This window comes from Nocardiopsis sp. iso_25 (assembly GCF_056173305.1).
In genome coordinates this window covers 6119141-6130394 of sequence record NZ_CM149667.1, presented here as the reverse complement: position 1 = coordinate 6130394, position 11254 = coordinate 6119141, and the positions used below count along the sequence as shown (strand labels likewise).

At 74.1% G+C, this 11254-nt stretch carries 11 protein-coding genes; 7 read left to right on the top strand and 4 right to left on the bottom strand.

Features of this window, described 5'->3' with window-relative positions:
• Nucleotides 1-5: 5 nt before the first annotated feature.
• From AC0VX6_RS26420 to AC0VX6_RS26400, 5 genes are all read left to right on the top strand, one after another.
• Complete coding sequence (locus AC0VX6_RS26420; protein ID WP_274975144.1) at nt 6-716, top strand: FHA domain-containing protein; 711 nt, start codon at nt 6-8, stop codon at nt 714-716.
• A 6-nt stretch (nt 717-722) separates the two neighbouring features.
• Entirely contained in the window at nt 723-2324 is a 1602-nt protein-coding gene (locus tag AC0VX6_RS26415; RefSeq protein WP_475466624.1) for a hypothetical protein, read from the top strand.
• Between the two features lie 68 nt (nt 2325-2392).
• Nucleotides 2393-3235, top strand: coding sequence for a glutamate ABC transporter substrate-binding protein (locus AC0VX6_RS26410; RefSeq protein WP_274975142.1), 843 nt, complete (start codon nt 2393-2395; stop codon nt 3233-3235).
• A 70-nt stretch (nt 3236-3305) separates the two neighbouring features.
• Nucleotides 3306-3632, top strand: a complete 327-nt coding sequence (locus AC0VX6_RS26405) for a DUF6221 family protein (RefSeq protein WP_274975141.1) — start codon at nt 3306-3308, stop codon at nt 3630-3632.
• An 80-nt stretch (nt 3633-3712) separates the two neighbouring features.
• Nucleotides 3713-3973 (top strand): DUF6504 family protein, encoded by a 261-nt coding sequence (locus AC0VX6_RS26400; RefSeq protein WP_212642416.1) that lies wholly within the window; start codon nt 3713-3715, stop codon nt 3971-3973.
• Nucleotides 3974-4043: 70 nt separating this feature from the next.
• Here AC0VX6_RS26400 and AC0VX6_RS26395 read toward each other — a convergent pair whose 3' ends face one another.
• The 4 genes from AC0VX6_RS26395 to AC0VX6_RS26380 form a co-directional block, all read right to left on the bottom strand.
• Entirely contained in the window at nt 4044-4961 is a 918-nt protein-coding gene (locus AC0VX6_RS26395; RefSeq protein ID WP_274975140.1) for a M48 family metallopeptidase, read from the bottom strand.
• Nucleotides 4962-5198: 237 nt separating this feature from the next.
• Nucleotides 5199-5915 carry a DivIVA domain-containing protein gene (locus AC0VX6_RS26390; RefSeq protein ID WP_274975139.1) on the bottom strand — a complete coding sequence of 239 codons (717 nt, stop codon included), beginning with the start codon at nt 5913-5915 and terminating at the stop codon, nt 5199-5201.
• Between the two features lie 29 nt (nt 5916-5944).
• Entirely contained in the window at nt 5945-6271 is a 327-nt protein-coding gene (locus AC0VX6_RS26385) for a hypothetical protein (RefSeq protein WP_274975138.1), read from the bottom strand.
• 185 nt (nt 6272-6456) lie between these two features.
• Nucleotides 6457-7338, bottom strand: coding sequence for an N-acetylmuramoyl-L-alanine amidase (locus tag AC0VX6_RS26380; RefSeq protein WP_475466621.1), 882 nt, complete (start codon nt 7336-7338; stop codon nt 6457-6459).
• Nucleotides 7339-7919: 581 nt separating this feature from the next.
• On the opposite strand from AC0VX6_RS26380, the gene AC0VX6_RS26375 reads away from it, so the two are divergent.
• Entirely contained in the window at nt 7920-9170 is a 1251-nt protein-coding gene (locus AC0VX6_RS26375; RefSeq protein ID WP_475466619.1) for an LPXTG cell wall anchor domain-containing protein, read from the top strand.
• Nucleotides 9171-9581: 411 nt separating this feature from the next.
• Nucleotides 9582-10997 carry a hypothetical protein gene (locus AC0VX6_RS26370; protein ID WP_475466616.1) on the top strand — a complete coding sequence of 472 codons (1416 nt, stop codon included), beginning with the start codon at nt 9582-9584 and terminating at the stop codon, nt 10995-10997.
• Nucleotides 10998-11254: the final 257 nt, after the last annotated feature.

The window sequence follows — 11254 nt, the reverse complement described above, 5'->3', positions numbered from 1 at the left end:
GACCCATGCCGAGTTGCCCTTCCGGGCACCGCTCCACGGCGACCGACTTCTGCGACGTCTGCGGACTGCGCCTCCAGGCCTACGCACCGGCGTCGCGGCCCCCGTCGCACCGCCATCCGACACCGCCCACACCCCCCGTGGCCCCGTCGCGACCCCCCGCGCCGCCGCGCCCGGCGACCCTGCCCAGAGGAGGCCCCTGCCCCGAGTGCGGCACCTACCGCGCGGGCCGGTTCTGCGAGGAGTGCGGATACGACTTCGCCTCGCGCTCCGACGACCAACGGCACACGCACGCGGACGACGGGCGGACGGGCGCGCGCTGGCGCGCGGTCGTCGCCGCCGACCCCGCCTACTACCAGTACATGGTCCACCAGGGCCTGCTCGACCCCGACCAGATCTCCTTCCCCAGGGGCAGCACGCAGCGCCGGGTGCCGCTCACCGGGGACAGGGTGCACATCGGACGGCGCAGCGCCACGCGCGGCTTCACCCCCGAGATCGACCTGGGCGGCCCGGGCGGCGACCCGGCCATCTCCCACGTCCACGCGATCCTGGTCGCCAAGCCCGGCGGCACCTGGGCCATCCTCGACCCGGGCTCGACCAACGGCACCACGGTCAACGGGACCGCCAACCCCATCGCCCCCAACGTGGAGGTTCCCCTGAATGACAGCGACCGGATCTACGTCGGCGCATGGACCGTCATCATCCTCCAGAAGGGGTGAACCCCGTTGACGCCCCCCACCCCCGACCGGGCCCCGCGCGGGACCGCGACCAGTCCGCCGGAGCCCCCGCACGGCGCGCTCCCCGCGGTGCCGGGCGGCCGGCCCCCGCAGACCCCGGCACCCGAGCGCGAGGGCTCCCGCCCGCCCCGGCGCGGGCGGGGCGGGTCCGGCGCCCGTGAACGGGCCTCCGGGCTCCGCCGCTGGGCCGCGACCACCCCGGCCCGGGTGTGGCTGCTGTCCTCGGTGTGCGTGCTGGCCGTCCTCGGGCTGTTCGGCTCGGCGGCCGTCACCCTCGGCCAGGCCCGCGACGGCCTGCGCGTGCTCGGGGACGACGCCGGGCCCCGGGCCCTGGCGACCACCGACCTGTACCTGGCGCTCGCGGACATGGACGCCCGCGTGGCCGACGTGCTGCTCATGGGCACCGACCACGATCTGGGCTCGGGCCGCGAGGACGCCCTGGAGGGGTACGAGGCCAGCCGCGCGCGGGCCAACGAGGCCCTGCTCCAGGCGGCCTCGCTGACCGAGGGCGACAGCGTGGAGGAGCGCAACGTCGAGGCGGTCCTGGACGGGATGGGCGCCTACGAACAGCTCGCCGGCGAGGCGCGGCTGCTCAACGACGAGGCGCAGGCCCCGCCCGGCCGGGTGGACGGGGCGGCCCTGGAGACCTACCGCGAGGCCACACGGCTGATGCACGCCGAACTGCTGCCCAAGGCGTTCAACCTGGGGCTGGACTCGTCGGCGATCGTGCGCGCCAACCACGAGGAGGGGCAGTCCTCCGTGGCGCTCGGCATGTTCTGGGTGGGCGCGGCCGGCACGGTCACCGCCGCCGCGCTGATCGGCCTCCAGCTGTACCTGCGCGTGCGGTTCCGGCGCCGGTTCAACGCGCCCCTGCTGGCCGCCACGGCGGTCGCCGTGCTGCTCACCGGCGGGGTGGTCCTCGTCCTCACCGCCAGCGGCGGGCACCAGCGCGACGCCAAGGAGGCGGGACTGGACGCGGCCATGGCGCTGGCCCGGGCCGGGGCCATCTCCACCGACATGCAGGCGGACCAGAGCCGCTACCTGCTCGACCGGGACATGGCCGAGAACTACGAGCTGACGTACCTGGAGCGGGCGCAGCAGGTGCTGTACCGCCCGGCCAGCAACCTGGAGGCGTACTACGGGCAGGTCGAGGGCGTGGTCGCCGCCTACCCGGAGCTGCCGGGGTCGGACGGCTCCGACCCCGAGGACCCGGGCACGCTCGGCTACCTGGGCCAGCGGGCCCAGGACACGCTGCTGCCCGGCCAGGAGGACGCGCTCGCCGAGGTGCTGGAGTCCTACAACGCCCTCCAGACCGAGGACCGGGCGCTGCGCTCGGCCGCCGAGGAGGGCGACCTGTCGGGGGCCGTCGACGTCCGCATGGGCGTCGCGCACTCCGAGGACGGCTCCTTCCAGGCCTACGAGGCCGCGCTGGCGGAGCTGACCGACCTGCACGAGAAGGCGTTCGACGCGGGCATCGAACGCGCTGACGCGGCGCTCACCCCCTGGACGTGGCTGCTGCCCGCCGCGACGGCCCTGCTGCTGGTCCTGCTCGTCCTCGGCGTCCGCCCCCGACTGGCCGAGTACCGCTGAGCCCGGCCTCCCGTGCCGAGTCCACCCCCACCCGGATCCGCACCCCCCGAGAGACGAGGAACAGGCCGATGAGGTTTCGACACCGGCGCACCGCCGCCGCGGCCGCCCTGGCCGCCGCGGCGGTGATCGCGCTGCCCGCCTGCTCGGCGGTGCTGGGAGAGGAGGAGTCGCTCCTGGACGCCGACACGCTGACCGTCGGAGTCAAGACCGACCAGCCCGGCCTGGGGCTGGAGGAGGGCGGCGACATCACGGGCTTCGACGTGGACGTGGCGTTCTACATCGCCGCCAAGCTCGGCTTCGCCGCCGAGGACGTGGAGGTGACCGGGGTCACCTCTGCCGACCGCGAGGAGCAGCTGATCAGCGGCGAGGTGGACATGGTCGTGGCCACCTACTCCATCACCCCCGCCCGCAAGACCCAGGTCACCTTCGGCGGCCCCTACTACGTCGCCAAGCAGGACGTGCTGGTGCGCGCGGAGGACACCGGCATCCAGGGGGTGCGCGACCTGGAGGGGCGCAGCGTCTGCCAGGGGGAGGGCTCCTACTCCGCCGTCCGCATCAGGGAGGGTCTGGGCATCGGCATCGAGCAGAGGGAGGCGCCCAGCTACAGCGCCTGCATCGACGCCCTGCGCGAGGGCGGGGTGGACGCCGTGTCCACCGACAACCTGATCCTGGCCGGGTTCCTGGCCGAGGAGCCCGACGCCTTCCGGTTCGTCAACAACCCCTTCACCGACGAGAAGTACGGCGTCGGCCTGCCCCACGGCGACGTGCGCGCCTGCGAGGCCGTCAACAAGGCCATCAGCGAGATGTACCAGGACGGCACCGCCGCGGAGTACCTGGAGACCTGGTTCGGCGAGACCGGCCTCCAGGTCGTGACGAGCGTGCCCCAGTTCGAGGGCTGCGACCCCACGTGAGCCGTGGGGGAGGCGGTGCGGGTCCGGCACCGGGCCCCGTGGCAGTGGTGGACAGGATGGGAGTAGTCCCTTGACCATCGTCGAGTTCCTCAACGCGCGCCTGGACGAGGACGAGCGCGCGTCGGAGGCCGTCCCCGCGGGAACCCGCGGCCGTGACCGGGCGCTGGCGGAGGTCGCGGCCAAGCGCAAGATCGTCCGCGGGTACGTCGAGGCCCACCGGGCGGGCATGCGCGGCCTGGAGCCCCTCGTGGCCGCGGGAGCCGCGGGCGCCCTTCCCGGGGCCCGGAGCGGCGGCGGCGACCCCTGGTCGGAGCTGCTGGCCTGGCGGCTGGCGGTCAAGTACCTCGCCGGTGTGTACCGGGCCCACCCGGAGTACGACCGGTCCTGGGAGGGCTGACCCGCCGGTCGTCGGCGCGGTCCCGGACACGGGCCGCCAGCGCTTGACTTGTTCGAACTGGTGTTCGATAAACTGGCGGGGTGAGTCTTCTGAACGAGCAGATCGACGTCCGTTCCACCGAGGGCGGGACCCCCGCCCGGTTCACCTGGCGCGGCCGCGCCTACCGGGTGCGCAGGGTCATCGGGGACTGGCCCGCCCGCCCGGGCACGCCCGGCGTTCCGGCCACGCAGATCCACCTGCTCCGCGTCTCGGCCGAGTCCGACACGGGGGAGCCGAGCATCATCGACATGACCCGCGACCTCGCCTCCGACCGCTGGACCATGCGCCGCCACTGGAACTGATCCCGAGCCCGCCCGGCGCCGTCGAGCGGACCCCGCCGGGCGGGCGGGAGCGGGGCCAGGAGGGCAGGGTCTAGAGGAAGACCCGGCCGCGCCGGGTGCGGTCGCGCAGGGCGGCCATGCGGCGGGTGTTGCCCGGTCGGCGGGTCAGCAGGTGGTAGAGCAGTAGCGAGCAGCCCCGGTCGGTGCGCGCGCGGTCCGCCATCTCACCCATGTTGACCCGCGTGTACAGGTTGCCGCCCCCGGCGAGGACCCGCACCGAGTGGGCGCCCTCGGGCACGTGCGCGTAGGCGTGGTTGTCGGCCGTGTACTCCATGGCCCGCGACAGCGCGGCACCCAGTCCCGGGACCAGTTCCCCGCCCAGCGCCGCCGCCCGCCGCCAGAAACCGGTGTGCCCGGCCGCCACGTGCCCCAGCTGGTGCGCGACCAGGAAGGCCAGCGCCTCGGGGTCGCGGACCCGGCCGCACGGGTCGAACAGGTCGTCCGACAGCACCAGGTACCGGCGCAGCCCGTGCCCGGCGGCGTCGGTACCCCAGCGGCGCTGTCCCACCCGCACGTAGGCCTCCGGCGTCCGGGGCAGCCCCGTCTCGGCCGCCAGCGCCACCACCATCCGGTGGGCCTCGGGGAACTGCGTGGGCGAGATCTTCACCGACTCCGCCCTGCGCCGGGCGTACATCAGCCCCCGCGCCTGCCAGTGCGCGGCGGGCACCACCGCCAGGGCGGCGGCAGCCCACAGCCACGACCCCGACAGCGACCACACCACGTGGGCCAGCCCCGCCGCCGCCAGCAGGGTGGCGCCCACGCACGCGGCCAGGAGCGGGGCCTCCCACGGGTGGGCGGAGGCCGGGACGACCTCCTCGTCGTCGCCGAGCACCCGCAGCCCCTCCCTGGAACGGGTTCTCGGGCCGCCGTCGGCGGCGGAGCGGCAGCCGGGCGCGCCGTGCACCGCACATGCGGTGGCGCGCCCCTCCGGCGGCATCGCGTGGGACATCCTGCCTCCCCTCGGGGCGCGGTCTGCGGGACAGCGGGGGGATGACTACTTCCTGTGTCCAAATATTACTTTCCGCTGTCCTGCAGATGGGGAGTGTGCGCTACGGCGTGTCCGCGGCCAGTGGCCTACTCACCCCGGCCCGACGGGCGCGAACGCGTCCGGGGCCGACGTCCCGGCCCGTTTCGCACGCGGCCCGCGGCCCGCCGTCCCACCCGGGTCCCTCACCGGGAGTCACCGTCACTGCGGCTGCTCGTACCCGCGCAGCTCCTCGGCGAGCACGTCCAGGAAGTGGTCCACCTGCGCCGGGTCGTACCCCGGCCGCGCGCGCGTGGTGCTGAACTGGATCCGCTCCACCTCGGCGGCGGTGAGCGTGGCCCGGTCCGGCCGTCCCTGCTGGAGGACGTCCAGCGTGAACTCGGCCCGGTCCAGGAAGTCGTCGACCTCCTGCTCGTTGTAGCCGGTGGTCAGCCGGGTGGTGGCGAACTGCTTCTCCCGGACGTCCCTCGGGGTCATCCCGGAAGGCCGCGGCGGCCGGGACGGGGCCTCATGACGCTGCGGCGCGTCCGGGCCCTGCCGCGCGTCCGGGCCGGGCCGCTGGTGCCGTGGCCGCGCGGAGGCGCCCGCCGCACCGGGGCGGGGCGGCAGCGGCGGCGACTGGTCCCGGGCGCGGCCGAGACCGCGTCCGGCGAGGTCGGCGACCACGACGTCGAGGAAGTCGTCGACCTCGTCCTCCCGGTAGCCCGGGCTGAGTCTCGTGGTGCGGAACCGCGAGTTGCGCACCTCGTCGGCCGTGATGAGCGCGCCCGTGCTCGGGCCGCCCTCCAGGGCGACGAGCGTCGCCTCGATCCGGTCGAGGAGCGCGTCGACGTCCTCCTCGTTGTACCCCGGGCGCAGACGCACCGTGTGGAACTTCTTTTCGCGGATGTCCGCCGGTGTCAGAGGCATGGTCCCCATTGTGCAGTTGACGAGGTTCTCAGGGCTGTTTATCCCCGGGTCGTGTGTGCTTCGGCCTCGGCCAGCAGCTCCACGAGGCGGGACAGGAGGTCCTTCACCTGGGAACGGTCGTACCCGCGCAGGACCAGGTCCACCGGGGCTTCGGCCAGTTCCGCGGAGGTGATCGGGTCGGGCGCCGGCGCGGAGGGCGGGGTGAGGACCCATCCGTTCTCGTCGGTGAGGACGGGGCCGCCGGTGAGGGCGGTCAGTGTGGAGGTGGCGCGGTGGACGAGGTCGTCCACCTGGTGGCGGTCGAAGCCGCGCAGGACGATGTCGAAGCCGGGGAAGGGGAGGGGGCGCGGGGCGGGGGATGTCATGGACGCATTATGCCCACGGGGGAGCGGCGCGCGCCACAGCGGCGGGCGCCGTGGCCGGGTGTGGACGCCCGGGGCCGGTGGTCGGGCACGGGCACAGCGGGGACAGACGCGGGGGGAGTGGGCGCGGGGCGTTCGGGGACCGGCGGATACGAGGGCCGCGGGGCGGTCGCGCCGTCCGCCCTCCCTCAGCCCCGCATGAGGTAGAGGGCCAAGCCCTGCGCGACGGCGTCGGCGGCCCGTTCCCGCCATGCGGGGTCCTCCATGAGCGCCGCGTCCTCGGGGTTGCGCATGTTGCCCGTCTCCAGGAACACCTTGGGCACGTCGGACATGTTCAGCCCGCCCAGGTCGGTGCGCACGTCCAGGCCCTCGTCGGCGAGGTAGTCGGCGGTGGGGACACCGCTCCCCTCCAGGTACGCGCGGTGGATGTCCTCACCGAGCAGCCGGGAGGACTCGGTGATGTCGTCGGTGAAGCCCTCGACCTCGCCCGGCATGATCACGTGGAACCCGCGACCGGTCTCGGGGCCGCCGTCCGCGTGCAGGGACACGGCCGCGTCGGCCCCCTCCTCGTTGCCGATGCCCGCGCGCTCGTCGATGCACGGCCCGACCCCGCCGTTGTCCTCGCGGGTGAGGACGACCGTGGCGCCGTCGGCCTCCAGCCTCTCCTTGACCAGCACGGACAGCTGCCAGTTGAACTCGTGCTCGGCGTAGCCGCTCGCGGTTTCGGTGCCGACGGTGTCGCAGGCCTTCCCGTTCGGCCCGGCGGGGACCATCGCGTTGATCTCGTCGGGGGCGGCGGCGTTGCCGCCGTTGTGGCCGGGGTCGATGACCACGACGCTGTCGCCGAGGGGACCCCGGCCCGGGGGCGGGCCCTCCTGCTCCCCGCTCTCGGGGGCCTCGCGGTCGTCGCCGTCCTGCGGTCCGGGGAGGGGGAGGGCGGCGGTGGGGTCGCTGCCGGGGGGTGCACCGGGCGACGCCGAGCAGGCGACGGCGGTGAGGAGGAGGACGGAGGCGAGTGACAGGGCGCGGGTGGCGCGGCTCCGGGGCCCTGACGGTGCGGAGACGGGCATGCCCACAACCTAGCCGCTCCGGGGACCCGGGCGTCACCCTCGGACGTCCGGCAGCGGGGCGCGGGGGAGGAGGAGTCCGGGCGCGGGGGAGAACGCGGCTGACGGGAGCGGGCCCCGCCCGGCGGTGTGCCGCCCGTCACCCGGGGTGCCTGCCCACGGGCGCGCCAAAGGCGTTTGCCGGGGGCACGCTTCCTTTGTAAGACGCGACATGCGGTGTTCGGTTTACCGGTTCCGAGAAAAACTTCCACGGAGAATTGCGGTGTCGCTCAGAGTGAGGGAGTCTTTCCCTGTGATCTTTTCGTGATGGGCTTCGGGAGAATTCACCCTTTGTGGGGATGTAAGGTCTGGGTTAGGAAATCGGAAGTACTCCACGGCCCGGTTCCCGCGCCCCCTCCGTCCGGCGGTCGCGGCCGCGCCCTCCTGTTTCCGCTGGCAGTGAGCTTTCTGTGTGCTCCCGCCATCCCCCATCCGATCCTGGTTCGCGCCCTGTGTTCCCACGACTCCCCCACAGTCGGCCGGTGGCGCGCGTATCCAGAGCAGTCCGACCAGTGCGGACTGCGGCCGATCCGAAAAGGATTGACTTGAAGAACACTCGCGTTACCGCGCGCCGCATTCTCCAGGGCGGAGCGGCTTTTGCCGCTCTCGGCGCGCTCAGCATCGCCACGGCTCTCCCCGCCGCGGCGCAGACCGAGTACTACGGCTGGGCCTACGCCTCCGTCGGCAACTGGGAGGGCGTCGCCGTCAGCTACGACGGCACGACCACCAACAGCTACTCCGGTTCCGTCGGCAGCTGGCTGACCTTCTCCGGCACCAGCAGCGCCACGGTCGGCGGTGACGGCGTCACCGCCACGGCCACCGTGGACACCGCCCGCGTCCAGCTCACCGTCTCCGACGTGGAGGAGATCGTCGAGGAGAACCTCGACGAGGAGTCCGAGGTCGAGGAGGAGCCCGAGGAGTCCGAGGCCGAGGAGTCCCCTGCCCCCGAGGGCGAGGAGACCGAGCCCGGTGTCGACGACGGCCAGCCCGAGGACGGCGGTGACGAGGACACCGGCGGCGATGGCGCTGACGGCGGTGAGACCGGCGGTGACGAGAACACCGGTGGCGGCGAGACCGGCGGTGAGGGCACCGGTGGCGGTGAGACCGGTGGCGAGACCGACGTCCCGGAGGTGCCGGAGACCAGCCCGGCCCCCGAGACCGACCCCGCAACCGTCTCCGAGCCCGAGACCCTGGTTCTGGACGAGGAGAGCGCCGAGCTGGTCAGCGGCTCGGACGAGATCGTCCTCGACGCCACCCTGTCCGGTGTGACCACCACGACCACCCAGAGCTGGGGCGGCGAGGTCTCCCACAGCGACGACGTCGCCGACATCTCCTACCCGGAGGTCGTCACCCTCGACAGCGGTGAGCAGATCACCGTTCTGATCGACATCCAGTCGTACGAGCACGTCGAGGAGTACAGCGACGAGGAGAACGGCGTCACCTGGAACGACGCCTACACCGGCTTCGCGGTGTCCTTCACCGTCGACGGCGCCGAGGCCCCCTTCCACTACGTGAACCTGGCCGAGAGCCTCGCCAGTGTCGGTGTCTTCGAGCAGGGCAACGGCGGTGACGACGGCGACGACAAGCCCGCGCCCACCCACCCCGAGGACAAGACCGAGAAGAAGCCGCAGCCGGAGAAGCTGGAGAACGCCGAGTCCCTGGCCCAGACCGGCAGCCCGATCGCCGGTCTGATCGCGGCCGGTGCCGCGATCGCCGCCGGCGGCGGTCTGGCCGCGTACTTCGCGCGCCGCAGGAAGAACACCGCTGACTCCGCCGCGGAGACCAGCGAAGGCTGAGCACGAGCTCGACGTCGGCTAAGCCGATCCGGCCCCGGGGGACACGTCCCCCGGGGCCGTTCCCTTGTCCGGGCCCCTCTCGCCCGGGACCGCTCCCGCCCCCTCCCGGGGGTGCTCGGAACTTCGCGGCGGCGGCCTCCGTTGACCGGTGGTCGGCGCCCGCGCACGGGCCGATCGGCCCACGGCGAACGGTTTCCGTTTCGTGATCCAGAGGTTAGGCTCGCCGTAGGGCGCCCGCACACACCGCCCGGCACAGAGTCACCTTCCCGGGGCGGGAAGGCCCCGACACGAACCGCCCCGTACACCGCGACCGGCCGTCTCCGGCTGGCCGGGCAACCCTGTCCGCCGTCCGCGGCGGGCACGGGCCGACCCCAGGGTCGGACATCCCCCGCATACAACAGGAGTGTTGTGGTGTCTCCCGCCAAGCTGACCACGCGCCGCCTCGTCCGCGGCGGCGTCCTGTTCGCCGCTCTCGGAGTGCTGGGCGCCGTGCCCGCGCTCCCCGCCTCCGCCGACCAGCTCGTCTGGGGCAACGCACAGGCCTGGGTGGCCGACGGCGACGTGGTCACCGGCTACTCCACCGCCACCGGCTTCGGAGGGGAGACCGAGGGCAGCGCCGCGGCCGAGGACCTCTTCGGGCCGATGGCCCCCTACCTGGAGATCGACGGCGAGAGCCACACCGTGGTCGACGCCGACAGCGCGCGCGCCGCCTCCACCGTGCGGACCGCCTCCTTCCGGATGGAGGTCGCCGACCTCGCCGCCCAGGGGCTGATCGACGTGCCGCCGGAGGTGGACCTGCCCGAGCCCTCCGTGCCGCCCTCCCCCTCACCGGAGGCCGAACCGTCCGCGGAGGGCACCCCCTTCCGGGACGAGCCCTCGCCGGACGGCGGCGACGGCGCGGACAGCACGGGCGGCGACACGGGCAGCGACACCGGTGGCACCGGCGGCGCGGACGACAGGACCCCCTCGGGCGGGGACCCCGCCGACGGGGGGACCGCGAACGAGGGCTCCGGGGACGGCGGGGACACCCCCGCGGACACGGGGGACCAGGACGCGGCCCAGGCGAGCGAGGAGCCCTCCGACGCCCCGCGGCGCGAACCGCAGGACGGTGCCTCCCCCAGTCCCTCCGGTCTTTCCAGTCCCTCCGGCTCCTCCGGCCCCTCCCCGAGCGCGGCCGGGAAGGTGCTCCTTCTGGACGGGGCCGCCGCCGAGACGGTGTCCGCCGACGGCAACGCCGTGGAGTTCACCCTCGCGGACGTGACCGCCACGGCGACCGCCGGGTACGACGGCGTGACCGAGACGACCTTCGCCCACGGCGACCTGACCGCGTTCGGCGTCTCCGCCGGGCCGCTGGGCAAGAACGCCGACGGGACCGCGGTGGAGGAGGTCCTGGAGGTCTTCGACGAGGACGGTGACGTGGCCCTGGAGGTGCCCGTCCGCATCCGCTTCGAGGCCAACGAGACCACCTTCCGGGACCAGGACGAGGACTGGGACGGACGCGGGAGCCGGAGCTGGATGACCGTGTGGGTGCAGGTCGGCGAGGTCGGCCAGGAGAGGGGCTTCGCGGTGGACTTCGCCGACGCGTGGGCGCTCGGGTCCACCTACGCCGCGACCACCCCGCCCTCGCCGGGCGACAAGGGCGACCCCGAGGAGGAGTCGCAGCGGCCGGAGGAGGTCGCCGGGGACGACAACCGCCTGGCGACCACGGGCAGCTCGCTCGCCGCGCTGATCACCGCCGCGGTGGTGGCGGTCGGCGGCGGCGCGGCCGCCACCTTCCTGGCCCGCGACCGGACCACCGCCATGGACGACCGGATCGAGGACTTCTAGCCGGACGCCCTCCGGGGCCCGCCGCCCGGGTGCGGCGCGTGTCCGGTTATCCGCGTGCCCGGCTTCGCCGGGGGCTCGGATACGGTCCCCGGGCGGGGGTCACGTCCGGGGGAGCACACGGCCGCGGCGCCCCTCGGTGTCCGGACACGCGGAAGGCGGGCCTCCTGTGGGAAGACCCGCCCTCGACCTTTGTCAGCCGCTCTCAGCGGCCGGAGCCCGTCCGACCGTTCCCCCCGGAATCGGCGCAGACAGGGGAG

Bases quoted from the DNA above. Each gene is read 5' to 3' on its own strand.
- AC0VX6_RS26420 (WP_274975144.1), top strand. From the start codon at position 6: ATGCCGAGTTGCCCTTCCGGGCACCGCTCCACGGCGACCGACTTCTGC.
- AC0VX6_RS26410 (WP_274975142.1), top strand. From the start codon at position 2,393: ATGAGGTTTCGACACCGGCGCACCGCCGCCGCGGCCGCCCTGGCCGCC.
- AC0VX6_RS26395 (WP_274975140.1), bottom strand. From the start codon at position 4,961: ATGTCCCACGCGATGCCGCCGGAGGGGCGCGCCACCGCATGTGCGGTG.
- AC0VX6_RS26390 (WP_274975139.1), bottom strand. From the start codon at position 5,915: ATGGGGACCATGCCTCTGACACCGGCGGACATCCGCGAAAAGAAGTTC.
- AC0VX6_RS26385 (WP_274975138.1), bottom strand. From the start codon at position 6,271: ATGACATCCCCCGCCCCGCGCCCCCTCCCCTTCCCCGGCTTCGACATC.
- AC0VX6_RS26380 (WP_475466621.1), bottom strand. From the start codon at position 7,338: ATGCCCGTCTCCGCACCGTCAGGGCCCCGGAGCCGCGCCACCCGCGCC.